The following is a 24,368-nucleotide window of genomic DNA, read 5'->3' as shown; positions in this document are numbered from 1 at the left end:
CCAGTTGTCGATGTCGCGAAACCTGACAGGAGCCTTCTCGGCTTTCGGGACTATCTGGCTCTTCTGGCATTTATCAAGCTCGCGCTTCGGCAGTAGGAAACCAGTTTCGATTCTTCCATGAAATCGACATTGATAATGTTGCACCTTTCGCTTTGGGAGTGGGTGAAGGGATCAAACCAGGTGTCCAGTTCATCATGGATATCGACGGGGCCTCCCAGCTTCGAGTAGCTTGTGGCGGACAGTGACCACAAGGTGGTGCGGGGAGGTGGAGTCCACAACACGTTCGATATGTGCTGCTCCAGTTCCTGGACATTTGTGTCGCCAATCCCGCTCCATTTGTGTTCGACTGTCTCGCAGAACCAGGCGGGATTTAACTCCGGATGTTGTTGGGCCGCTACCAGAACTCGCTGCTCTCCGCTGATTTTCTTGAGCTCGCCAAGTGGCAGACCGCTATTGTCGGCAGGGATTATTCTCTTGCCAAGATAACGGAGCATCATCTCGTTGAAGAGTGCGTAGTCGAACGGTTGTTGTCCGTCCTTGAGTTCATGAAAATCCAGAACCACAAATTCGTCAGGGTTGTCGCGTAAAAACAGATTCACAGCCGCAAACAAACCCAGCACGTTACGAGATGAGCGAAAGCCATTGTGCTGGAATCGGAATTTTTCAAACTCTATGGCCGGCTCGTCAAAGTCCAGCCGTAAATCAAGTACGCGCGAACCGTTGTTGAGTTGAGCGGCGAACGAATCGTGCTGGCAGGCCAGCCAGTGCGCGCCGGGGATCAATGGATAGCTCGCTTGCCAGTCGCACCCGGCATTGTGCGTGCCGGGTAGTGTAAGTTCACTAAGCGACAGGTTATCGATTGCCGGCGTAGAGCTCATCCAGTTATTGAGTGCGTAATTGTCTTCGGTTGTATTGTTCATTAATGCATCCTTGCATTGATTGATGAATAACAAGTTGCGCCAAAGCAGTGTTGGTTGGCGGCAATCAATTTGTTTTCGCGCCTCGATCATGCCTCGTGCAGAGAGGGGCCGTAAACGGCCTTCATGCTGCTGGCACTCCAGCAATAGCGGACAATTCTGGATTCATCGAAAAAGTCGGTATTGATGATGCTGCAACGCGTCACCCAGTCACGGGTGGTGTGGAACCAGTCATTGATCTCTTCTTTGATATCCCTTGGCCCGCCAAATACTGTGTACGTAGTTGCCGACAATGACCAAAAAAATGTCTCGTAAGGCGCATCTTCCAGCGTTTTTGCGATGTAGTTGCGCAGATCGCCCGAACTGGTGAATGGACTGTTGCGCCATTTGTGCGGGATGCGCGGCCAGAAGTAATCATCGTCCAGGCCGGGTTTGAACTGCGCCGCCATGACGATGCGCCGAAGAGTACTGGAGCGCTTGAGCTCGCCCACGGCGGCATACCTGTCGGAGGGCAGGATGACCCGCTGTCCGAGTCGAAGCACAAGCAGATCGTTTAGCTTTTTATAATCGAAAGATTTGCCAGCATCGCTGAGTTCGTGAAAATCCAGTACGACGAATTCATCCGGGTTTCGATCAAGAAACGCCAACACTGCATCGATCAGTTCGTCCAGTACCCGACCTGATCGATGGCCACTGTGGTGAAAGTAAAAGACCGGGTCCGGATCTGTCGCGTATTGAAGACGAATATCGAAGACCCGTGCTCCATTGGCTAGTTGAAAGGCAAACGAATCGTTCTGGCACGTCGTCCAGTTGCCGGTCACATCGTCGACATTGGGGGCTTTTTTGTCCATGCCCGCGTTATGGGCGCAGGGCCAGACAATATCGGTGAGTTTTAATATGTCTACGTCGAGGATATTGCTCATCCAGTTCTGTTTGTAGAGAAATTCCGCGTTTCTAACCGTCATGGTGGATCCTTTGTCTGAGTGCACTGGCAAGTTCCAGGAAGTCCAAAACTAGCCGGGCTGACAAAAGCAGAGGTGCTATTTATGTACAGCGTCCTTGTGTCTTGATCATGTTAGCCACCCTGAAATGCAAAACGCCGACCTGATACAGCCAGTATCTTGTCGGCGTTTTTGTTGGGGATAAGGACGAGCCTTACAAGGCGTCTGCCTGGTTGCGGTTCTTCGCCTCGATCCATTGCGCCATATACTGGGTACTTTTGTGCTGATGATGGCGCAACATGCTGCCGGTGAAGTTATCGCGCCTGATGTGTGGCAGATTCCTTTGGCATTCGATCAGCCTTTCAATCAACGCAGGGCCATGGCTGGACTGCGGGTAGCGGCTGGCCAACAAGTGCCGGGCCTGCGCCTGGGCAGCCAGCCACTGAGTCTTGTCTTGATAAAGTTGCACGGCGCTGTCGGCGAACTCGCGCGCCGTACGGGTTACGGCACCGGGCCAGGGCTCTTCACCGTGCATGGCTTCTGCGCCGAGCGGCGTGGTCACATTGGGCGTGCCGCACAGCATCGCATCGACGATCTTGCCTTTGATACCTGCACCGAAACGCAGCGGTGCCAGGCACACCCGCGTTTTCGACATCACGTGCAAGGCATCTTCCGCCCAGTTCATCACATGAAAACCCTGTGCCGCGTTGTGCAGGGCGGTAGCCTTGGGCGGGGTATACGCGCCGTAGATGTGCAACTGCGCATCAGGCAGTTGCGCGCGAATCAGCGGCCAGATCGCGGTTTTCAGCCAGAGCACGGCATCCCAGTTGGGCGCGTGGCGAAAGTTGCCGATGTGCAGAAAATGCGCGCGATCTTCGTACTCTACTGGCGCGCTGGTCGGCAGATCGACCATCAACGGGCACCAGTGCAGCAGGTTGCGGGGAAACCTGAACTGCTCGACCAGCAATTCGACTTCCACTTCGGAAACCATCAGCGTCAAATCACAACGATAAAATGAGGCGATCTCGCGCTTCGCCAGATCGGTATCAGCCATGTGTTCGAACTCTTCGCGCGCCGCCGGGGCGAACAGTTCGTTGAAGTCATTGTTGTCGTCGCTGGCCTTCAAACGCTCCTTGAGGCGTTGATGCCGACCCAGCCTCAGGCTTTGCAGGTCGCAACTTTCGAGTACGCGCAAGGCATCGGGGCAATGTTTCTCGACCCGCCAGCCGAACTGTTCCTCCATCATGAATTGATCGAACAACACGATGTCCGGCGCCAGTTCGCTGATGAATGCGTCGAAACTGCTGTTGTTCAGCTCGATGGGTACTTCGTCAATACCCAACGCTGTCAGGTCTGCACGTTGCTCGCCAAAGCCTGCCGGGCTGCTGAACGTGATATCCCAGCCCTGGTCCAGGAAAACGTCGAGAATCTGCATGACATGCCCGCTGGCCGCGGAAGAGCGGGGCTCGGGCCAGACGTAACCAATGACCAGGACTTTGGTTGCGCGGGGCTCAATCATGTACGGGATTTCCTTGAAGCGAAGACAGGGCAGGGATGAAAAAGGCGCGCATTAAACCACAGCGCAGCGCAGCATCACTCGAGAATGCTTTTGACCTTGTCGCGCAACTGATCAATGGAGAAGGGCTTGCCGATCAGGTGCATGTCGTCGGCCACGTCGATGTTTTCGGCATAACCGCTGGCGAACAATATCGGAAGGGCTGGACGTAAAACTCTTGCTTCATTGGCCAGTTCGCGTCCGTCCATGACCGGCAGGCCAACATCGGTCATCATCAGGTCAATGTGTTGGTTCGCGTCCTTGAGCATCACCAGTGCCTGTTCGCTGCCATCGGCTTCCAGCACCTTGAATTCCAGTTCTTCCAGGACGTCGACGATCAGCATGCGCACGATGGCATCGTCTTCGACGACAAGGATGGTGGAGGCGTTGGCGGATGACATGGTCGAATTCCCGAAAAAGATTGGCATTGCCGGTCGCTGGAAATCACCGGCCTCTTGCATGAGTAAGTGGCGGATCCCGACAAGTTCCCTGCGCGATGGAAAAAGGATTGGCGGTACAGGCCAGGCAAGGATAACGCGGGAGCAGTGCAATGTAGGACCTTGCGCGCAAACATGTCAGATAATTGGATCAATTTGCCAGTTTTGGGGCAAACTCCTTGCATTCTGACAGTTCGACAAGGCCTGCCCCATGACCTCAGCGTCCTCGGTTGATGAGCAACGATTTCGTAAACTCCTGAGCCGTAACATCAGCCTGCCGTTGGGTCTGGGTCTTATCAGCGCTGTGTTTTTCGTGTCGCTGATCAGCTATTTGCTGTCGACCATCCAGTGGGTGGAGCACACCGACCGGGTGATCAATAACGTCAATGAAGCGGTCAAGCTGACCGTGGATCTGGAAACCGGGATGCGCGGTTTCCTGCTCAGTGGCGACGAGCATTTCCTCGATCCCTACGAAACCGCCAAGCCGCGCATCGCCGTCGCGCTCGACACCTTGCTTGAACTGACCGCCGACAACCCGGTGCAGACTGATCGCTTGCTACGGTTGCGGGCCTTGCAGCTGGAGTGGACCAACTACGCGCAATCGATGATCGATTTGCAGCGCAGCAGCGGTGATTATCGCGCCATCGTCAAGGCCGGACGCGGTAAGCGCCTGACCGATGAAATTCGCAAGCAGTTCGAGGCGGTGATCGACACCGAGCAACAGTTGCGCGCATCGCGCAATGACGAAGTGCGTGGCACCACCATCATGAGCATCAGTCTCTACCTGTTGTTCATAGCCGGGGTCAGCGGGTTGCTGGCGTACGTCGGGCGCCGCGATTTGTTGACCCTGTCGCAGAACTACAGCGTCAACCTTGCCGCCCAACAGGCCAGCGCCCATCGTCTGGAGCAACAGGCCTGGCTGCGTAACGGCCAGACCGAGCTGGCCGAGCAGGTGCTGGGACAATTGAGCCTGAGCATGCTGGGTCGCAATATCCTGCAATTCTGCGCGCAGTACCTGGGCACCGCCGTGGCGGCTATTTATGTGCGCGAAGACCATGGCGGCCTCAAGCGCATCGCCACTTATGGTTTTTCCCGTGAACAGGAAGGGCGTGAACAGCAGATCTACAGCGAAGAAGGCATTGTCGGCCAGGTGGCGCAACAGGCACGGCTGATTCGCCTGGACGAGGTGCCGGGAGATTACTTCAAGGTCAGCTCCGGCCTCGGTGACGGTTTGCCGTGCAGTGTGCTGGTGGTGCCAACCAGCGACGACGAGCGGGTCAATGGCGTGATCGAGTTGGGCTTTCTGCGTCCACTGACCGACCGTGACGTTGAATTGCTTGAGCTGATTGCCGGCAACATCGGCACCTCGATCGAGGCGGCACGTTATCGCCAGCGTTTGCAGGAGGTGTTGGCCGAAACCCAGCAACTCAACGAAGAACTGCAGGTTCAGCAGGAAGAACTCAAGACCGCCAACGAAGAGCTCGAAGAGCAGTCGCGGATTCTCAAGGAGTCCCAGGCGCACCTGGAAACCCAGCAGGTGGAGCTGGAGCAGACCAACGAACAACTCGCCGAGCAGGCAGAAGTACTGGCCGAGCAGCGCGACGCCATGGACCTGAAGAATACCGAACTCAATCAGGCCCAGATCCAGCTCGAAGAACGCGCGGTAGAATTGCAGCGCTCGAGCAAGTACAAGTCCGAATTCCTCGCCAACATGTCCCATGAGCTGCGCACGCCACTGAACAGCTCGTTGATCCTGGCCAAGCTGCTGGCGGAAAACCCGGAAGAGAACCTCACTGCCGAGCAAGTCCAATTCGCCGAGTCGATCTACTCCGCCGGCAACGACTTGCTCAACCTGATCAACGACATTCTGGATATTTCCAAAGTCGAGGCCGGCAAGCTGGAAATCCGTCCGGAGAACACCAGCGTGGCGCGCCTGGTGGATGGCCTGCGCGGCCTGTTCCAGCCATTGGCAACGGACAAGCAACTGGATTTCCGGGTGGATATGCAGGACGGTGCGCCGTTGATGCTGTTCACCGATCGCCAGCGTCTGGAGCAAGTGCTCAAGAACCTGCTGTCCAACGCGGTGAAATTCACGCAAAGCGGCAGCGTCAGCCTGTCCGTCGCCACGGCGCCGAATGACGGCATCGCGTTCAGCATCCGCGATTCCGGGATCGGCATCGAGGTGGATCAGCACGAAAGCATCTTCGAAGCGTTCCGTCAGGCCGACGGCACCACCAATCGGCGTTACGGCGGCACCGGGCTGGGGTTGTCGATTTCCCGTGACCTGGCGGCCTTGCTCGGCGGCTCCATCAGCGTGACCAGCACGCCGGGGCAGGGCAGTGTGTTTACCCTGGTCTTGCCACAGCAGTACGTGGAACCGGGCGAAGTGCCTGTCGAACCGATGCGAGCCGTTCCTGTGGCGGCAGTGTCGAGTGTATCGCCGCCCACGTTGTCGCCATTGGTGGCCGAAGTCGACATTCCGCGCTTCGACGACGACCGCAACAAAGGGCCGTTCACCAAACGCTGCATTCTGGTGGTAGAGGATGAGCCGAACTTTGCGCACATCCTCTACGACCTGGCCCATGAGCTGGGTTATCAGTGCCTGGTGGCTCACGGCGCCGACGAAGGCTACGACCTGGCCAAGGCGTTCATCCCCGATGCGATCCTGCTGGACATGCGCCTGCCGGATCATTCCGGCCTGAGCGTGCTGCAACGTTTGAAGGAACACGCCGAAACCCGGCACATCCCGGTGCATGTGATTTCGGTCGAAGACCGGGTCGAGGCGGCGATGCACATGGGCGCCATCGGCTACGTGGTCAAACCGACCACCCGCGAGGAACTCAAGGATGTGTTTGCACGCCTTGAGGCCAAGTTGACCCAGAAGGTCAAGCGCGTGCTGCTGGTCGAGGACGACGACGTGCAGCGCGACAGCATTGCCCGCCTGATCGGCGACGATGACATCGAGATCACCGCCGTTGGCCTGGCGCAGGAGGCGCTGGACCTGCTGCGCTCATCCGTCTTCGATTGCATGATCATCGACCTCAAGCTGCCCGACATGCTCGGCAATGACCTGCTCAAGCGCATGTCCACCGAAGACATCTGTTCCTTTCCGCCCGTCATCGTCTATACCGGGCGCAACCTGACCCGGGATGAAGAGGCCGAACTGCGCAAGTATTCGCGTTCGATCATCATCAAGGGCGCACGCTCGCCGGAGCGGTTGCTGGATGAGGTGACGCTTTTTCTGCACAAAGTCGAATCACGGTTGTCCCATGAACGGCAGAAGATGCTCAAGGTCGCCCGCAGCCGCGACAAGGTCTTCGAAGGCCGCAAGGTGCTGCTGGTGGATGACGACGTGCGCAATATCTTCGCCCTCACCAGCGCGCTGGAGCAAAAGGGCGCAGTCGTGGTCATTGGCCGCAACGGCCGCGAAGCGATTGAACGATTGAATGAGGTGCAAGACATCGATCTGGTGTTGATGGACGTGATGATGCCGCAAATGGATGGTTTTGAAGCCACCGTTGAAATCCGCAAGAATCTGCGCTGGCGCAAGCTGCCGATCATCGCCGTGACGGCCAAGGCCATGAAGGACGATCAGGAGCGCTGCCTGCAGGCCGGCGCCAACGATTACCTGGCCAAGCCCATCGACCTCGATCGCCTGTTTTCGCTGATTCGTGTGTGGTTACCGAAGATGGAACGTATCTAGTGGAGCGCAATTTTTCAGTGGATCGAAACAGCGAAATCGAACTGCGGTTGTTGATCGAGGCGATCTATCTCAAGTACAGCTACGATTTTCGCGATTACTCCGGCGCTTCGATCAAGCGCCGGGTTAACCATGCGTTGAGTCAGTTCGAGTGCAGCACCATCTCGGCGTTGCAGGAAAAGGTCCTGCACGATCCCGCCGCGTTCATGCAACTGCTGCAGTTGCTGACCATTCCGGTCAGCGAAATGTTTCGCGACCCCTCGCACTTCCTGGCCATCCGCAAGGAAGTGGTGCCGCTGCTGCGAACCTACCCTTCGATCAAGATCTGGATCGCCGGATGCAGCACCGGTGAAGAGGTGTATTCGATGGCCATTTTGCTGCGCGAAGAAGGCCTGCTGGACCGTACCATCATCTACGCCACCGACATCAATCCGCGCTCGCTGGAAAAGGCCAGGCAAGGGATTTTCTCGATGGAGAACGTCCGCGCCTACACTGCTAATTACCAGCAGGCCGGTGGCCAGAGTTCGTTTGCCGACTACTATACGGCGGCCTATGGGTACGCGATTTTCGACAAGACCCTGCGCGAGAACGTGACCTTCGCCGATCACAGCCTGGCGACGGACAGCGTATTCTCCGAAACTCAATTAATTTCATGCCGTAACGTACTGATTTATTTTAATAAAAATCTACAGGGTCGGGCGTTCGGGCTGTTTCATGAGTCCCTCTGCCATCGCGGTTTCCTGGTGCTGGGCAGTAAGGAAACCCCGGATTTCTCAGCCTTCGGCGATCAGTTCGAGCCGCTGGTCAAACAAGAACGGATCTATCGAAAATCATGAAAAGTGCAACGAAATTGCCGGCTATCGAAGCGATCGTGATCGGTGATTGCACCGGTCGCGTCGAGGCGCTGTTGAACATCCCCGGCCCGCTGCGCGAAGGCTTCGCACTTCCGGTCATTCCTGTACGCGGCATCGGCCGTCTGCTTGTCGAGCTGGAACGAATCGCATGCTGAGTAATATCCAGGCCAAACTGCTGATCGTGGACGATCTGCCGGAGAATCTGCTGGCGCTCGAAGCGCTGATCAAGCGTGAGGACCGCATTGTGTACAAGGCGCTGTCCGCCGACGAGGCCTTGTCCCTGCTGTTGCAACACGAATTCGCCTTGGCCATCCTCGATGTGCAGATGCCCGGCATGAATGGCTTCGAGCTGGCCGAGTTGATGCGCGGCACGGAAAAAACCAGGAACATCCCGATCGTTTTCGTCAGCGCCGCCGGCCGTGAACTCAATTACGCCTTCAAGGGCTATGAAAGCGGTGCCGTGGACTTCCTGTACAAACCGCTGGACCTCCAGGCGGTCAAGAGCAAGGTCAATGTGTTCGTCGACCTCTATCGCCAGAGCAAGGCGATGAAGGAACAAGTGCTGGCCCTTGAGCAAAGTCGCCGCGAACAGGAGACCCTGCTCAAGCGATTGCAAAGCACTCAACTGGAACTGGAGCAGGCGGTACGCATGCGCGATGACTTCATGTCCATCGTCGCCCACGAAGTGCGCACGCCGCTCAACGGCCTGATCCTTGAAACCCAGTTGCGCAAGATGCACCTGGCCCGGGACAACTCCGCCGCCTTCACCCTGGACAAGATGCACGCGATGGTCGACCGCGACGAGCGGCAGATCAAAAGCCTGATTCGATTGATTGAAGACATGCTCGACGTCTCGCGCATTCGCACCGGAAAGTTGTCGATCCGGCCCAAGCGCTTTGACCTTTCAACGCTGGTTGGCGAGCTGTTGCACAACTTTTCCCAGCAGATCGACGCCGCCGAAGCGTCGGTCTCGCTCGATGCCACGCAACCGGTGATCGGAAACTGGGACGAGTTTCGAATTGAACAGGTCATTTCCAACCTGCTGACCAACGCCTTGCGCTACGGGGCCAAGAGCCCGATCTCGGTGAAGGTCTACAGTGAAGGTGGCCAGGCGTTGGTGGACGTGCAGGATCGAGGGATTGGCATCAGCGAGGAAAACCAGAAGCGGATCTTCCAGCAGTTCGAGCGGGTATCGGCCAGGCACGCCGTCGCCGGGCTGGGCCTGGGATTGTTTATTTCAGAGCAGATTGTGGCCGCCCATGGCGGTACTATTACCGTCCAGAGCAGGATCGGCGAAGGCGCCTTGTTTCGCGTTTGTCTGCCGCTGTAGGAAAACAACCGGATAAACGCAACCTCTGGTCGACCCCACGGTCTATCAGCAGCAATTGACCGAGCAAAGGCTTCCCATGAGCGAAGATGCACAAGATGTAGTACTCGTCGTCGAGGACGATCCCTCGATTCTGATGGTGCTGTCCGCTTATCTGTCGGGCGAGGGTTACCGCGTATTGCAGGCCGAAAACGGCGAGCAGGCTTTCGAAATCCTGGCGAGCAAACCGCACCTGGACATGATGATCACCGACTTCCGCCTGCCCGGAGGAATCTCCGGCGTGCAGATCGCCGAGCCCGCCGTGAAACTGCGACCGGAACTCAAGGTGATCTTCATCAGCGGCTATGCTCAGGAAATCCGTGAGACCGACAGCCCGATTACGCACAAGGCACCGATCCTGGAAAAACCTTTCGATCTGGATAAATTGCAGGAATTGATGCAGGACATGCTTTCGTAAGCCTTCAGGCCCTGATCATCTCCCTGACCTTCGCCGTCAACAGGTCGAAGGTAAACGGCTTGGTGATCATCTGCATGCCCGGATCGAGGAACCCGCCACGCACCGCGGCGTGCTCGGCGTAGCCGGTGATGAACAGCACCCTCAGCTCGGGACGCAACTGCCGGCCGATTTCCGCCAGTTGCCGGCCATTCATACCGGGCAAGCCGACATCGCTGATCAGCAGGTCGATGCGCTGGGCCGAATCGAGTATCGGCACCGCGCTATCGCCATCACAAGCCTCGACGTAGGCATAACCCAGATCGCTCAACACCGTGCTGACCAGCACCCGCACCGCCGGATCGTCCTCGACAATCAACACCGTCTCGCCACTCCTGGCCAAAGGTGACTGTTCGACGTCCAATGGATGGTCCCGGGGCAGGTCTCCACCGAAGCGTGGCAGGAACAGGCTCACCGTGGTGCCTTCGCCCACGACGCTTTGGATGGCGACGTGACCTCCCGATTGTTTGCTGAAACCATAGATCATTGATAACCCCAGCCCGGTGCCCTGGCCGATGGGCTTGGTGGTGAAGAAGGGGTCGAAGGCGCGGTTGATGGTGCTTTGCGGCATGCCACAGCCGGTGTCCGTCACGCAGAGCACTACATAGTCACCCGCATCGAGATTGCCATGGCCTTGGGTGAAATCCTCGTCAAAGTGCTGGTTCGATGTCGAGACCACCAGACTGCCGCCATTGGGCATGGCATCGCGGGCATTGATCACCAGGTTGAGCAGGGCGCTTTCCAGTTGATTGGGGTCGGCTTGGGCCACCCACAGGTGTTCATCCAGTTGCATGTCCAGACGAATGGTTTCGTTGATGCTGCGTTGCAGCAGTTCATCCATGGAGATCACCAGGGTGTTCATCTCCACGGGTTTCGAATCCAGCGACTGGCGCCGGGAAAACGCCAGCAGGCGGTGGGTCAGGCCCGCCGCGCGATTGGCCGAAGTCACCCCCAGATCGATCAGGCTGTCCAGGTCTTCGGTTCGCCCCCGGGCCAGGCGTCGACGCAACAACTCCAGGCTGCCGATGATACCGGTCAGCATGTTGTTGAAGTCATGGGCGATGCCGCCGGTGAGCTGGCCGACGGCCTCCATTTTCTGCGACTGGCGCAACGCTTCCTCGTTGTGACGCAGTTGCGCGGTGCGCTCTTGCACCTGCTGTTCAAGGGTTTCGAGGGTGTTCTGCAGGCGCAATTCGCTCTGGCTCAGGTCGATCAACCGATCCCTGGCTTCGTACTGTCGTCGCCGCCCGCGCAGGGCCGTGGTGACCAGGCTGATCAGTGTGACCGGGTGAAATGGCCGTTCGAGGAAGGTCACGTTGCCCAATTGCGGGCCGAAGCGCGATGCCGGGTTCTGTTGCGGGCCGCCATGGTGTGTCATCAACACGATAGGAAGATCCGACCACGCGGGCTGCTGTTCGATCAGGTGGATCAGCGGTTCCAGATCAGCGCCCAACAACGCCTCGCAAGAGATCAGCAGCAGGCCGGCACCCTGTTCCAGTTCGGCGCACAATCCGGGCAGGTCGGGGCTGATCACCCCGTGAACCCCGGCCTCGTTGAGCATCATCAGGGCGATCTGGCCGTCGCGCCCTCGCGGTGCAAGGATGATTGCGCGCTCGGACGTCGCTTGCATGTCCGTCACGGGATTTCGTCCGCGAGCAACGGGTTGCTGGCGCCGAGATACGTGGGTACGCCGCGCAATACGCCCTGAAAGGCTTCCAGGGGCTCGCCGATGGTCATGCCCCGGGCGCTGATGCGGTATTCACGGATGGTCGACTCATGGCTGCCGGTACGTTTCTTGATGATCGAAATGGCCCGGCGCACCTTGCCCAGGGCTTCGAAGTAACGCAGCAGAATGACTGTGTCGGCCAGGTAGGTGATGTCGACCGGCGCCTGCATGTCGCCGACCAGGCCGTGCTGGGCGACTGTCATGAAGGTCGCGGCGCCCTGGCGATTGAGGTACAGCAGTAGCTCGTGAATGTGTAGCACCAAGGCGTTCTCTTCCGGCATCGCCGTCTGATAGCCGTTGATGCTGTCGATCACCACGGTCTTGATATTGCCTTCGTCCACGCAGCGCCGGACCCGGTGGGAGAACTCGCCGGGGGACAGCTCGGCCGCGTCCACTTGCTCGATCAGCAAATTGCCGCTGTCTAGCAGGGCCTGCAAATCGATGCCGATGTTCTTCATGCGTTCGAACAACAACCCCAACTCTTCATCGAAAATGAATAGCGCGGCCTTTTCGCCCCGGGCCACGGCCGCGGCGGCGAACACCATGGCGATCAGCGATTTGCCGGTCCCCGCCGGGCCGAGAATCAAGGTGCTGGAACCCGTCTCGATACCGCCGCCCAGCAGCGCATCCATTTCCCGGATGCCGCTGGTCAATTGCTGACGCAGGTATTGACCGCGATGTTCGGCGGCCACCAGGCGCGGGAATACACGCACGCCATCGCCCGTGATGGTGAAGTCATGGAAGCCGCCGCGGTACTTCTGGCCGCGGTACTTGACCACGCGGATGCGACGTCGCTCGGCGCCGTAGTTCGGGGTCAATTCTTCCAGGCGAATCACGCCGTGGGCCACGCTGTGCACGGTTTTGTCCAGGGACTCGGCGGTCAGGTCATCGAGCAGCAACACCGTGGCGTCGTAACGCACGAAATAATGCTTTATGGCCAGTATCTGCCGACGGTAGCGCAGCGAACTTTGCGCCAGCAGGCGAATCTCGGAAAGGCTGTCCAGGACAACGCGGGTCGGCTTGACCCGCTCGACCACCTCGAAGATCTGGCGGGTGGCTTCGCCCAGTTCCAGGTCGGAGGAATAGAGCAGTGTCTGCTGCTGTTCGGCATTGAGCAGGTTTTCCGGGGGCGTCAGTTCGAAGATATGGACGTTTTCGTCCATCTCCCAGCCATGGGACAAGGCGCCCTGGCGCAGCTCGCGTTCGGTTTCAGAGAGCGTGATGTACAAGGAGCGTTCGCCGGCTTGCGCGCCTGCCAACAGGAAGTGCAGCGCCACGGTGGTCTTGCCGGTGCCCGGCTCGCCTTCGAGCAAAAACACATGTCCGCGGGACAGTCCGCCATCGAGGATATCGTCCAGACCTTCGATACCGGTGGCGGCCTTGTCTCGGTTCAAATCGTTGGATAGAGACAAACAAGCGTCCTCATATGGCCAGGTTCAACGAGGCAGTTGCTGCGAAGTGCCACAACGGGCTGCCTGTTCACTTGACCCTTGGCCAGGACGACGGTTCAACGAAATTTCAGTCGGGGTCAAAGCCCTTGTTGCAACGCCGGATCATCGGGGTTCATCTGTTCGAGTTGGGCCAACAGAATCTGCACGTTTTGCAGCTGCCCGCTTTCCTTCCAGTAGTTGATCAGCAGCACCCGGGCCTTGCGATCGTTCGGATGGCGCTGAACTATTTCCTGCAACTGTTTCTGCGCCGCTTCGAGCTCCTGCTCACTGTGCAACGTGGTGGCCAGGTCGTAGCGGTAGTCCCGGTTATTGGGCTCAAGTTCAACGGCCTTGGACAGGCCGAGCAGGGCGAATTCGCTTTGCTCGTGATGCAGCAGCCAGAGCCCCAACGCGTGTTGCAGGTAGGCCGAGTTGGGTTGTGCCTGCAGTTGCCTGGCCAACAGTTGCCGGGCAGCGTCGTTCTGGCCCTGTTTATCCAGCACTTCGATTTGCAGTACCAGCGCCGGCAGGTTGTCCGGCGCCAGGCGCAGGGTGTTGTCCAGCGCCTGTTGCGCTTGCTTGAGCTCGGCGTTGTGCAAGTGCAGTCGGGCGAGTTGGTATTGGTTTTCGGCACTTTGCGGCGCGCTCTTGAGCACTTGCTCCCAGGCATCGATGGCTTGTTCCAACGGCCCGAAATACAAACCCAGTTCATCCGGGGACAACCCCAGCAGCGCGTTGATCGCCGCCAGCCGCACGCTTTGTTCGCTGTCATCGAGCAATGGCCCCAGCAGCAGACTGCGCTGACCGTTCGGTACCAGGCCGCTGATGCTTTTGATCGCCGCGATACGCACCTCGGGCGACTCGTTCTGCAAGTCGGCATCCGCCAGCTTCAGGGCCACCGAGCTTGGATAGTTGGGCAGCTCGGCATGCAACCCGATACGACGTTTGGGGGACAGGTCCGGACGGGCCAATTGCTGATAGAGCACCCGCGCGGCACCCGGTTGGCCGGCCCGGGCAGCCGCCAGCGCTTCGCTGTAGCCGTGCTGGATGGCTTCGGGAACCACCGGGGTAGTATCGCGCAGGGAAAACCAGACACCGCCGATGACGAGCAGGGCGAAGAGGCTGATAAACAGAAGGCGGCGGGACTTAGGCATGCAGGAATCCGGAAGCTGGCAAGCTTTTGCAAAGGCGCAAGCTTCGGTCAGGCCAGGCTTTGAGTCAAACCTTGACGACGCTCACTGACGATTCAAACCGTTGAACAGCCCTTCAGCCGACAATCCACGGGCCGGCAAGCTGCGTCGATGGCAAAACCTCTCGAGGCACCGCAGCAGTGACTACGCTTGCTGGAGGTGTCTCGACGGGTGTTCCCATGCAAGCGTTGTTGCAATACTTCAAGGCGATTTTCAACCCCGGCCCCGGGGTGTTGCTGTTTGCCTTGCGAACCATCGCGGCCGGGTTGTTGACCCTGTACCTGGCGTTTTTGTTCGATCTGGACCAGCCCAAGTGGTCGATCATGGCGGTGGTCATCATTAGCCAGCCACTGGCTGGCATGGTGCTGGCCCGCAGTTTTGGCCAAGTGATCGGCACCACGCTGGGGGCGGCCGTGGCGGTGCTGATCATGGCGATCTTTCCCCAGGCACCGCTGCCGTTCATCGCTACCCTGGCGTTGTGGCTGGCGCTGTGCACAGCCGGTGGCACCTTGTTGCGCTACACCAGCTCCCAGGCGTTTGTCCTTAGCGGCTACACCGCCGTGGTGGTGGCCTTGCTGGCGGTGCCGGATCAGGACGGCATGTTTTTGCTGGCGGTGACCCGCGTCACCGAGACGCTGTTGGCGGTTGCCTGTGTGTGCGTGGTCAGCCTGCTCACCGCCAGGCCTGAAGCCGTGGCCCGGGATTACTTCGCCAAAATCGACCAAATCACCCGGTTGCTGGCCACCCATGCCAGCGCCGTCATTCGCACCGAAGAGAGCGAAGCCGAATTCCAGCAGCGGCAAATGCAGCTACTGGGCCAGATCAGTGGCCTGGAGGGCGTACGCCGGCACATGTATTTCGATGCGCCACGGTTACGCAGTGCCAACGGTCTGGTGCAACTGCTGGGCAACCAATTGGTGCTGTTGACCGCGCGGCTGACCGCCTTGCGCCACCAGCGGCTGTTGTTGACCGAACGCTGGGAGGGCGAGTTGCCTGAAGAGATTCAACGGCTGCGTGCCGAAGAGCTGGCCTTTCTCGATGAACTGGCGCGGGAGGGGCGTTCGCTGTCCAGTGAAAAGCGCCATCATTTCACATCGCTGCAACAACGCTTTGATGAGCTGGCCTACAGGGCCGAACAATTGACCGAGCCGCTGCCGGCCACCTTGCGTTCGCTGGCCTGGTCGCTGCGCTGGGAGCAGGCGCGCCTGTTGCAGCAGCTTGAGCAGATTCTGGAGCTGAGCGATGCCATCCAGAGCGGGCGACCCGCCAGCAGCGTGTTTCGCGGGCGGGAAAATCCGCTGCATCTGGACTTCACCCTGGCGACGATGAATGCCGTCCGTGCCTTTTGCGCGCTGTTGATCGCCGGCCTGATCTGGATCGAAACCGGCTGGGACGGTGCGCGAGCCGGGATGGTGCTGGTGGGCATCCTTTGCTCGCTGATGTCGACGTTTCCCCGACCGCTACTGGCTGTTCAAAGCTATGCCAGGGGATTCGGGCTGGCACTGGTGGCCTCGGCGCTCCTTCAGTTCATGTTTGTGCCGATGATCAGCAATTTCGAGATGCTTGCCTTGCTGCTGGCGCCCTTGCTCTACGCCGTAGCGGTGGGGCTGGCCAGTCCACCCACCACAGGTACCGGGATTGGCCTGGGGCTCACGACGTTTTTGTTGCTTGGCCCGTTGAATGTGGGGATTGGTGAAAACACCGCGAGCCAGTGGTTCGAGTTTGCCGGTGCCTATACCTGTGCGACCGTGCTGGCTTTGAGTGTCTATGCGCTGATCTTTCCGTTCAGGCCGGATTTTCGCATGCGCCGGCTCTACAAAGAGAACTGCGAGCAGGTGTACGCCTTGCTGAAAACGTCGGCGAGCGATGAACAGCAGTTTGCGTTCGAGAGCCGTATGGTTGACCGCCTGACCATGATGTTGGGGCTACTGCCGGCGACCCGGGAGCCACAATCGCGCGAGCTGTTTCAAGTCAGCCTGGCCTGCATGGCATTGGGTATCGCCTTGAATCAGCTGCGGCAGCAAGGGCAGAACAACGCACTGCTGAGTCAGGATCTGCAACGTCGCCTGTTTTCGACAGTCCGGGAAACGGGCAGGCTGGTTGCCGGTCGGCCCGGGGTCGAAGTGGTGCAGGTGCTTGATAGCCTCCACACCTTGGGAGACGACCTGGATGCCCTGCACACCGATGTTCACGAGCACCTGTGGTCGGTGTTCCGCATGCGTGTGGCACTGCTGATCGTGGTGTCGTTCGTGGAACGCTATCGCGGCCACTTTCAACCCTCAGGCCTTGAAGGAGACCCTGTCCTTGCCCATTGATCTGGAAGTGGGTGGCGCCTATCTGCCCCCGATTGCCCAGGCGCTGCTGCTGGGCTTGCCGATTTTCCTGTTGCTGGACTGGACATTGCGGCGCCTTGGCGTGCTGCAGTTTGTCTGGCACGAGGCGTTGTTCGAAGGCGCGTTGTATGCCTGCGTCTGCGCCACGTTGATTCTGGTCATGGGAGCCTGAAGCCTTGAAGAACATCCTTTCCCGACTCACGACGGTGGCGGTGGTATTGCTGGCCTTCATCCTGGGCTGGTTCGCCTGGGAGCATTACACCCGCGCACCCTGGACCCGGGATGCCCGGGTGCGTGCCGATGTGGTGAGCTTGTCCGCCGACGTTTCGGGGCGAATCGTCAGCCTGGCCGTGCAGGACAACCAACGTGTGAGCAAAGGCCAGGCGCTGCTGGAGATCGATCCGGCGCGTTACACCCTGGCGGTGGAGCATGCCAAGCGCGCGGTGGAGGTGGCGAAAGCCTCGCTAGGGCAGGCCCAGGCGGCGATTATCTCCAGCGAAGCGTTGCTCAAACAACGTCAGAGCGAGGAGCAGCGCCGGCGCACGCTCAAGGATCGCTCAGCGATTTCCGGTGAAGAGTGGGAGAAAGCCAGCACCGACGTGTCGGTGGCCCAGGCCGACTTGATGCGTAATCAGGCCAGTCTGGTGTTGGCCCAGGCCAACGTGCAACTGGCCATCGCGGCATTGACCCAGTCCGAGCTCGACTTGCAGCGTACCCATGTCGTCTCCCCGGTGACCGGTTATGTCACCAATCTGCTGACCCGGGAGGGTGATTACGCCTCGGCTGGCGGCCCATTGTTGGCGCTGGTGGACAGCGAGTCGTTCTATGTCAGCGGTTACTTCGAAGAAACCAAGTTGCCGCGGATCGGAGAGGGCGACCGGGTCAAGATCGAGTTGATGAGTGGCGAAACGTTCGGCGGCAAAGTGCAGAGTATTGCCTTCGCCATTGCCGACCGGGAAAACCTGCCGGGCGGCCGTCTGCTGGCCAGCATCAACCCCAGCTACACCTGGATCAAACTGGCGCAACGGGTGCCGGTGCGGATCGAGATCGATGCCGACTATGCCGGTAAAGACAAATTGCGCGCCGGGACCACCGCGACGGTGACCGTCCTGGAACACCACAAATCCAAAGACCAGCACTGACCCCACCCTGTGGGAGCGGGCTTGCTCGCGAAGGCGGTATATCAGTAGACATATGTATTGCCTGACACACCGCCTTCGCGAGCAAGCCCGCTCCCACAAGGGGGATGTGTTGTTTTTGATAGGCAAAAAAAAGCCCCGCGACCGAATGAGACGCAGGGCAAGGAAATTGGTTGGTTGCGGCCAACCAAAGGAGCGCTTTAAAAACCGTACTACTTGCTCGCGACCGTCTCCGGCTGCCAGCCGCCACCGAGGGCCTTGTAGATCGCGACGATGCCGCGATACAGATCAACCTCGGCCTGGGCCTGGGTGTCTTCGGCCGCCAGGCGTTCACGCTGGGCGTCGAGCAGTACGAGGAAATCGGACGTGCCTTCGCGGTAGCGGATTTGCGCCAGGTCGGCAGCCGAGCGGCTGGACTCGCTCTGGCGAATCAGCGAGATCAGGCGCTGTTGGCGTTTGCCGTAGTCGCTGAAAGCGTTTTCCGATTCTTCCAGGGCCAGCAACACTTGCTGCTCGTAAGTCGCCAGGGCGCCTTCGGCATCGGCGTCGGCGCCACGTATGCGGGCTTTTACGCTACCCAGGTCAAACGCGGCCCAGGTGATGCTCGGGCCCAGCGCCCAGGCGTTGGCCGCCGAAGAACCGATCTGCGAACCACGTCCGGCAGTCCAGCCGAGGAAGCCGCTGAGGCTGACCCGCGGGAACAGATCCGCCTTGGCCACGCCGATACGCGCGGTGGCCGAGGCCAGTTGGCGTTCGGCACTGCGAATGTCCGGACGGCGTTGCAGCAGTTCACCCGGATCGCCGATCGGCAGGGCCTTGGCAATCGCCGGCAGGTCTTTGGGGCTCAAGTCCACGGTCAGCTTGTCCGGACGCTCACCCAGCAGGGTGGCGATACGGTTTTTCTGCCGAACCTGTTCGGCCTGCAGCTGCGGCACGCTGGCCTCAACCGACGCCAGTCGCGCATCGGCGCGCTCCACATCGAGCTGGTCGCCGACGCCGGCATCACGCAGGCTGATGGTGATCTTGCGCGACTCCTGCTGGTTCTCCAGGTTGGCCAGGGCGATTTTCTCCCGCAACTGCGCGCCGCGCAGTTGCCCGTAGGAGTCCACCAGTTCGGCAATCATGGTGACTTGCAGTTGGTACAGATCGGCCTCGAATGCCTGTTGCTCGGCGTTGGCCGACTCCAGGTTGCGCTGGATGCGACCGAACAAGTCGATTTCCCAGGCCATGTCCAAGCCCAGATCATAGCGTTCGCTGTTGACCCGGTCGGTGGTCTGGCCCGGAATCTGGCCTTTGCCCAGGTCACTGCTGACGCGGCTGGTGATGGTCGGCATGGCGTCGTTGCTGACGTCATCGCGGATCGCCCGCGCCGCTTTCCAGCGGGCGAAGGCGACGCGCAGATCACGGTTGCCTTGCAGGGATTGCGTCACCAGCTGGTTGAGGGTCGGGTCTTCGAACTGCTGCCACCAGATGCCTTCGAAACGCGAACGGTCAAAGTTCTTCTGGCCGGCGGCGCCATCGGTGGCGGCCGTGATGTTGGCCGCCTCGGTGGTTGGCGTCTTGTAGTCCGGACCCACGGCACAGGCACTCAGGGCCAGTACCAGCAGGCTCGGCAGGAAGGCTTTCAAACTCATCAGTGCGACTCCAGCTTCAGGGTGGCCTTGGCAGCTTTGCGTGCCTGGCCGCGCTCGACAAAGTTACGGATCAGTACGTAGAACACCGGCGTCAGCAACAGACCGAAGAAGGTCACCCCAAGCATCCCGGAGAACACCGCGACACCCATGGCGTGGCGCATTTCGGCACCGGCGCCGCTGGAGAACACCAGGGGCACCACACCCATGATGAACGCGAAGGAGGTCATCAGGATCGGCCGCAGACGCAGGCGGCAGGCTTCCAGGACCGCAGCCAGCGGGCTCAAGCCTTCCTCCTGTTTATCCTTGGCGAACTCGACGATCAGGATCGCGTTCTTGCAGGCAAGCCCCACCAATACGATCAAACCGATCTGGGTAAAGATGTTGTTGTCACCGCCGGAGGCGATCACACCGGTGATGGCCGACAGCAGGGTCATCGGTACGATCAGGATCACCGCCAGTGGCAGGCTCCAGCTTTCGTATTGAGCCGCCAGTACCAGGAACGCCAGCAGCACACAGAGCGGGAACACGAACAGTGCGGTGTTACCGGACAGGATCTGCTGGTAGGTCAGGTCGGTCCATTCGTAGGTCATGCCGTTGGGCAGTTCTTCCTTGAGCAGTTTCTCGATGGCTTTCTCGGCCTGGCCGGAGCTGTAGCCGGGGGCTGCCGCACCGTTGATTTCAGCGGTGATGAAGCCGTTGTAGTGCATCACGCGGTCCGGGCCCGAGGTGTCGCTGACCTTGATGAAGGTCGCCAGCGGGATCATCTCGCCCTTGTTGTTACGCACTTTCAGCTGGCCGATCTGGTCGGATTCGAGGCGGAACTGTTGTTCGGCCTGAACGTTGACCTGATAGGTACGACCAAAGCGGTTGAAGTCGTTGGCATACAGCGAACCCAGATAGATCTGCAGGGTGTCGAAGATGTCGCTGACGGCCACGCCGTGGGTCTTGGCTTTTTCCCGATCGATGGCGGCATCGACCTGGGGCACGTTCACGGTGTAGCTGGTGAACAGGCCGGCCAGTTCCGGCACGTTGTGGCTCTTGTTGATGATGTTCATGGTTTCCTTGTACAGCTCTTCGTAGCCCAGGTTGCCCCGGTCTTCGATCTGCAGGCGGAAACCACCGATGGTGCCCAGGCCTTGTACCGGCGGCGGCGGGAAGATCGCCATGTAGGCTTCCTGGATATTCGCGTATTGGCCGTTCAAGGCACCGGCAATCGCACCGGCGGACATGCTCGGGTCTTTACGTTCGTCGAACGGTTTGAGGGTCACGAAAACGATGCCGGCGTTCGGACTGTTGGTGAAACCGTTGATCGACAGGCCCGGGAAGGCCACGGCGCTTTCCACGCCGGGCTGTTTCAGCGCCAGCTCGGACATGCGCTTGATCACGTCTTCGGTACGGTCCAGGCTCGAGGCATCCGGCAGTTGCGCGAAGGCCACCAGGTATTGCTTGTCCTGGCCGGGGACGAAACCGGTCGGGGTGCTGGAGAAACCGAAGAAGGTCAGGACCATCAGGCCGGCGTACAGCAGCAGGGCGATACCGCTTGAGCGGATCACGCGGGCAACGGTGCCGACATAACCATGGCTGGCCTTTTCAAAGAAGCGGTTGAACGGACGGAACAACCAGCCACCGAAAATCTTGTCCAGCACCTTGGAGAAACGGTCCTTCGGCGCGTCGTGGCCCTTGAGCAATACCGCGGCCAGCGCCGGCGACAGGGTCAGGGAGTTGAAGGCCGAGATCACCGTGGAGATCGCGATGGTCAGGGCGAACTGCTTGTAGAACTGGCCGGTCAGGCCGGAAATGAACGCCGCCGGAACGAATACCGCACACAGCACCAGCGCCGTGGCGATGATCGGGCCGGTTACCTCGCCCATGGCTTTTTTGGTCGCTTCAACCGGGGTCAATCCGAGTTCGATATTCCGCTCGACGTTCTCCACCACCACGATGGCGTCGTCCACCACGATACCGATCGCCAATACCAGGCCGAACAGCGACAAGGCGTTGAGCGAGAAGCCAAACAGATGCATCACGGCAAAGGTACCGATCAGCGATACCGGCACAGCGACCAGCGGAATGATCGAGGCGCGCCAGGTTTGCAGGAATAGGATCACCACGAGTACTACGAGGATCAGTGCTTCGAAGAGGGTGTGAACCACCGCCTCGATGGAGCCGCGCACGAAGATCGTCGGGTCATAGACGATGCTGAAGTCCATGCCTTCGGGGAAGTTCTTCTTCAGTTCGGCCATTTTCGACCGCACTTCGTTGGAGATTTCGATGGCGTTGGAACCCGGACGCTGGAAGATCGGGATCGCCACCGCCGGCTGGTTGTTCAGCAACGAACGCAGGGCGTACTGGCTGGAGCCCAGCTCGACGCGAGCGATGTCTTTGAGGCGAGTGATTTCACCGTTGTCGCCAGAGCGAATGATGATGTTCTCGAACTCTTCCTCGGAAACCAGACGGCCCTGGGTGTTGACCGACAACTGGAAGGCCGTGGCATTCGGTGCAGGCGGCGCACCCAAGGCACCGGCCGCCACTTGACGGTTCTGCTCACGAATCGCCGTGACCACATCGGTGGCGGTCAGGTTGCGCGAAGCGGTCTTGTTCGGGTCGAGCCAGACACGCAGGGAGTAATCGCCCATGCCAAACAACTGCACATCGCCAACGCCACCCAGACGCGCCAGCTCATCCTTGATGTTGAGCAAGGCGTAGTTGGACAGGTAGAGCATGTCGTAGCGTTTGTCCGGCGAGGTCAAGTGCACAACCATGGTCAGGTCGGGCGAAGCCTTGTCCACGGTGATACCGATGCGCGTCACTTCCTCGGGAAGTTTTGGCTCGGTCCGGGTCACACGGTTCTGCACCTGCACCTGTGCGTTGTCCAGGTCAGTACCCAGCGCAAAGGTGATGGTCAGGGTGATCTTGCCGTCAGCAGTGGACTGCGAGGACATGTACAGCATGTTCTCGACACCGGTGATGGCTTGCTCCAGTGGAGCGGCCACGGTTTCACCGATGACTTTTGGGTTGGCACCCGGGAAGTTGGCACGAACCACAACGGTCGGCGGTACCACTTCCGGGTATTCGCTGATCGGCAGCTGGAACAGCGAGATGGCGCCGGCGATCAGGATCAGCAGCGAAAGTACCGCTGCAAAGATCGGCCGTGAAATGAAGAATTGGGAAAAATTCATCGTAAAAATCCCTTAACCGCGTGGGGTCGTGGCAGCCAGTTTCACAGCGGTGCCCGGCGCAACCCTGGCAGGCGCGACTTGGGGCAGGTTGCTGGCTTCCAGCGCTTGGCGTTGTTGTGCGAGTGCCGCGAGGGTTTGTTCGCTGGCCATCGGAATCACTTCAGGGGTGACCGGTGAGCCAGGGCGCACCCGTTGCAGACCCTTGACGATGATGGTGTCGTCCTTGTTCAGGCCATTGCGCACAATGCGCAGACCTTCGATTTTCGGACCCAGCTCCACCGCGCGGTAGGCGGTCTTGTTGTCGGCATCCATCACCAGCACGAACTTCTTGCCCAGGTCGGTGCCGACCGCTTCGTCATTGATCAGCATGGCGCTGTAAGTGCCGCTGCCCACCAGCTTCAGGCGTGCATACAGGCCCGGGGTGTAGCTGCCATCGCTGTTGTCGAACACGGCGCGCCCACGAATGGTGCCGGTCTTCGGGTTGACCTGGTTGTCGACGAAGTTCATCACGCCCTGGTGCGGGTTGCCGTCCTCGTTGGACAGGCCCATGTAGACCGGGGTGGTGGCGCCGCGCTTGCCCTGGCGAGCGAGCTCGGTGTACTTGAGGAACACACGCTCGTCCGCGTCGAAGTAGGCGTACACCTTGTCAGTAGAGACCACGCTGGTCAGCGGGGTGGTGTCGGCAGTCACCAAGTTGCCGGCGGTGATTTCCGCACGGCTGACGCGGCCGCTGATTGGAGCAGTCACACGAGTAAAGCTCAGGTTCAGCCTGGCCAGATCCAGCTGCGCTTGCAAGGCGCCGACCGCGGCGCGGGCTTCCTGGGCGGCGCTGGTCCGCGAGTCGGCCAGTTCGGCGGAAATCGCGTTGCTGGTGCGCAGACGCTCACCACGCTGGGCTTCGTTTTCGCTGCGGGTGGCATTGGCGCGCGATTGTGCAACCAGTGCTTCGAGGCGGCGGACCTCAGCCTGGAACGGACGCGGGTCGATCTGGAACAGCAGGTCGCCTTTCTTGACCAGGGCGCCTTCCGTGAACGCCACTTCATCGATCTGGCCGGAGACCCGTGGACGAATCTCGACGGTTTCCGGCGCTTCGAGACGGCCGGTGAACTCGTCCCATTCGTTGACCGGCTGTTCCAGCACCTTGGCCACGCTGACCTTGGCCGCTGGCATGCTGGCGGCGGTTTCCGGGGCCTTGCCGCAAGCGCTGATCACCACTACGGCCAACAAAGCCAACGGGAAGCGCAAATGTTTGAGTGACTGTTCCATGGATGCATCCGCCAATGTGTTGAGATTGGCGAATGATGCGCGGCGGGTTTGTATCTCACGAATCGAATGGGGCGAAGGTAACTATCATCCGGAATGATATAAGACCCAAGCCAGCCCTCTAGCCTGCGCCTTGTGTTCGGTCGTCATCAACTGGATTGATGACAATTGTGTGTTGCATTGGATGCAATGGTCAGATCTGGAACCGTGTTGCGGCCATCGCGAGCAAGCTCGCTCCCACATTGGATCT

17 protein-coding genes and 1 pseudogene are annotated in these 24,368 nt (G+C 59.6%); 8 read left to right on the top strand and 10 right to left on the bottom strand.

Translation table 11 applies throughout. The annotated features are described in order from the left end of the window. Positions 1-50 precede the first annotated feature (50 nt). The 4 genes from PspS34_RS14485 to PspS34_RS14470 form a co-directional block, all read right to left on the bottom strand. On the bottom strand, positions 51-920 hold the full coding sequence (locus PspS34_RS14485; protein WP_159390020.1) for a phospholipase: 870 nt from the start codon (positions 918-920) through the stop codon (positions 51-53). Between the two features lie 86 nt (positions 921-1,006). Next, positions 1,007-1,882, bottom strand: coding sequence for a phospholipase (locus PspS34_RS14480; RefSeq protein ID WP_159390019.1), 876 nt, complete (start codon positions 1,880-1,882; stop codon positions 1,007-1,009). A gap of 190 nt (positions 1,883-2,072) precedes the next feature. Next, positions 2,073-3,377: a glycosyltransferase gene (locus tag PspS34_RS14475; RefSeq protein WP_159390018.1), complete on the bottom strand. Its 1,305-nt coding sequence runs from the start codon at positions 3,375-3,377 to the stop codon at positions 2,073-2,075. Between the two features lie 74 nt (positions 3,378-3,451). Then, the gene (locus PspS34_RS14470) at positions 3,452-3,814 is read right to left on the bottom strand and encodes a response regulator (RefSeq protein ID WP_150812983.1); all 363 of its coding nucleotides are present in this window, start codon (positions 3,812-3,814) and stop codon (positions 3,452-3,454) included. Positions 3,815-4,061: 247 nt separating this feature from the next. Between PspS34_RS14470 and PspS34_RS14465 the strand changes: the two genes are divergently transcribed. From PspS34_RS14465 to PspS34_RS14445, 5 genes and pseudogenes are all read left to right on the top strand, one after another. Then, positions 4,062-7,553, top strand: a complete 3,492-nt coding sequence (locus tag PspS34_RS14465; RefSeq protein WP_159390017.1) for a response regulator — start codon at positions 4,062-4,064, stop codon at positions 7,551-7,553. Next, on the top strand, positions 7,553-8,386 hold the full coding sequence (locus PspS34_RS14460; protein ID WP_159390016.1) for a protein-glutamate O-methyltransferase CheR: 834 nt from the start codon (positions 7,553-7,555) through the stop codon (positions 8,384-8,386). Before PspS34_RS14465 ends, PspS34_RS14460 begins: the two co-directional genes overlap by 1 nt. Continuing rightward, positions 8,383-8,511: pseudogene (locus PspS34_RS14455) on the top strand (chemotaxis protein CheB); the annotation flags it as partial. The gene PspS34_RS14460 and the pseudogene PspS34_RS14455, both read left to right, overlap by 4 nt. 41 nt (positions 8,512-8,552) lie before the next feature. Continuing rightward, entirely contained in the window at positions 8,553-9,734 is a 1,182-nt protein-coding gene (locus tag PspS34_RS14450; RefSeq protein ID WP_154859904.1) for a hybrid sensor histidine kinase/response regulator, read from the top strand. Positions 9,735-9,810: 76 nt separating this feature from the next. Further along, positions 9,811-10,188 carry a response regulator gene (locus PspS34_RS14445; protein ID WP_057714773.1) on the top strand — a complete coding sequence of 126 codons (378 nt, stop codon included), beginning with the start codon at positions 9,811-9,813 and terminating at the stop codon, positions 10,186-10,188. 4 nt (positions 10,189-10,192) lie between these two features. Here PspS34_RS14445 and PspS34_RS14440 read toward each other — a convergent pair whose 3' ends face one another. The 3 genes from PspS34_RS14440 to PspS34_RS14430 form a co-directional block, all read right to left on the bottom strand. Continuing rightward, the gene (locus PspS34_RS14440; RefSeq protein WP_159390014.1) at positions 10,193-11,863 is read right to left on the bottom strand and encodes a response regulator; all 1,671 of its coding nucleotides are present in this window, start codon (positions 11,861-11,863) and stop codon (positions 10,193-10,195) included. Further along, entirely contained in the window at positions 11,860-13,362 is a 1,503-nt protein-coding gene (locus tag PspS34_RS14435; protein ID WP_154859906.1) for an ATPase domain-containing protein, read from the bottom strand. The genes PspS34_RS14440 and PspS34_RS14435 overlap by 4 nt, the downstream gene beginning before the upstream one ends. Positions 13,363-13,478: 116 nt before the next feature. After that, positions 13,479-14,534, bottom strand: coding sequence for a tetratricopeptide repeat protein (locus tag PspS34_RS14430; protein WP_150812988.1), 1,056 nt, complete (start codon positions 14,532-14,534; stop codon positions 13,479-13,481). A gap of 215 nt (positions 14,535-14,749) precedes the next feature. Between PspS34_RS14430 and PspS34_RS14425 the strand changes: the two genes are divergently transcribed. From PspS34_RS14425 to PspS34_RS14415, 3 genes are read left to right on the top strand one after another with little or no spacing between them, the layout of a single operon-like run. Then, positions 14,750-16,885: an FUSC family protein gene (locus tag PspS34_RS14425; protein ID WP_159390013.1), complete on the top strand. Its 2,136-nt coding sequence runs from the start codon at positions 14,750-14,752 to the stop codon at positions 16,883-16,885. Then, the gene (locus tag PspS34_RS14420; RefSeq protein WP_032829912.1) at positions 16,875-17,075 is read left to right on the top strand and encodes a DUF1656 domain-containing protein; all 201 of its coding nucleotides are present in this window, start codon (positions 16,875-16,877) and stop codon (positions 17,073-17,075) included. Before PspS34_RS14425 ends, PspS34_RS14420 begins: the two co-directional genes overlap by 11 nt. Before the next feature lie 4 nt (positions 17,076-17,079). Then, positions 17,080-18,045, top strand: a complete 966-nt coding sequence (locus tag PspS34_RS14415) for an HlyD family secretion protein (RefSeq protein WP_159390012.1) — start codon at positions 17,080-17,082, stop codon at positions 18,043-18,045. Between the two features lie 209 nt (positions 18,046-18,254). Here PspS34_RS14415 and PspS34_RS14410 read toward each other — a convergent pair whose 3' ends face one another. From PspS34_RS14410 to mexE, 3 genes are read right to left on the bottom strand one after another with little or no spacing between them, the layout of a single operon-like run. Next, a complete protein-coding gene (locus tag PspS34_RS14410) occupies positions 18,255-19,676 on the bottom strand; it encodes a TolC family protein (RefSeq protein WP_090455289.1) in 1,422 nt (473 codons plus the stop codon). Next, positions 19,676-22,855 carry an efflux RND transporter permease subunit gene (locus tag PspS34_RS14405; RefSeq protein WP_057714780.1) on the bottom strand — a complete coding sequence of 1,060 codons (3,180 nt, stop codon included), beginning with the start codon at positions 22,853-22,855 and terminating at the stop codon, positions 19,676-19,678. Before PspS34_RS14405 ends, PspS34_RS14410 begins: the two co-directional genes overlap by 1 nt. A 12-nt stretch (positions 22,856-22,867) precedes the next feature. Further along, positions 22,868-24,121, bottom strand: coding sequence for a multidrug efflux RND transporter periplasmic adaptor subunit MexE (gene mexE, locus PspS34_RS14400; RefSeq protein ID WP_057714781.1), 1,254 nt, complete (start codon positions 24,119-24,121; stop codon positions 22,868-22,870). Between the last annotated feature and the right edge of the window lie 247 nt (positions 24,122-24,368).

The sequence above is a fragment of the Pseudomonas sp. S34 genome, assembly GCF_009866745.1.
Lineage (GTDB): Bacteria > Pseudomonadota > Gammaproteobacteria > Pseudomonadales > Pseudomonadaceae > Aquipseudomonas > Aquipseudomonas jessenii.
Note: the sequence above shows the minus strand (reverse complement) of the source record. Positions and strands in the feature narration are given on the sequence as shown.

What these genes read in the sequence shown, in the direction of transcription:
- PspS34_RS14405 (WP_057714780.1), bottom strand. Translation starts at nt 22,855, where the DNA reads ATGAATTTTTCCCAATTCTTCATTTCACGGCCGATCTTTGCAGCGGTA.
- PspS34_RS14470 (WP_150812983.1), bottom strand. Translation starts at nt 3,814, where the DNA reads ATGTCATCCGCCAACGCCTCCACCATCCTTGTCGTCGAAGACGATGCC.
- PspS34_RS14450 (WP_154859904.1), top strand. Translation starts at nt 8,553, where the DNA reads ATGCTGAGTAATATCCAGGCCAAACTGCTGATCGTGGACGATCTGCCG.
- PspS34_RS14475 (WP_159390018.1), bottom strand. Translation starts at nt 3,377, where the DNA reads ATGATTGAGCCCCGCGCAACCAAAGTCCTGGTCATTGGTTACGTCTGG.
- PspS34_RS14480 (WP_159390019.1), bottom strand. Translation starts at nt 1,882, where the DNA reads ATGACGGTTAGAAACGCGGAATTTCTCTACAAACAGAACTGGATGAGC.
- PspS34_RS14485 (WP_159390020.1), bottom strand. Translation starts at nt 920, where the DNA reads ATGAACAATACAACCGAAGACAATTACGCACTCAATAACTGGATGAGC.
- mexE (WP_057714781.1), bottom strand. Translation starts at nt 24,121, where the DNA reads ATGGAACAGTCACTCAAACATTTGCGCTTCCCGTTGGCTTTGTTGGCC.
- PspS34_RS14425 (WP_159390013.1), top strand. Translation starts at nt 14,750, where the DNA reads ATGCAAGCGTTGTTGCAATACTTCAAGGCGATTTTCAACCCCGGCCCC.
- PspS34_RS14445 (WP_057714773.1), top strand. Translation starts at nt 9,811, where the DNA reads ATGAGCGAAGATGCACAAGATGTAGTACTCGTCGTCGAGGACGATCCC.
- PspS34_RS14430 (WP_150812988.1), bottom strand. Translation starts at nt 14,534, where the DNA reads ATGCCTAAGTCCCGCCGCCTTCTGTTTATCAGCCTCTTCGCCCTGCTC.
- PspS34_RS14465 (WP_159390017.1), top strand. Translation starts at nt 4,062, where the DNA reads ATGACCTCAGCGTCCTCGGTTGATGAGCAACGATTTCGTAAACTCCTG.
- PspS34_RS14410 (WP_090455289.1), bottom strand. Translation starts at nt 19,676, where the DNA reads ATGAGTTTGAAAGCCTTCCTGCCGAGCCTGCTGGTACTGGCCCTGAGT.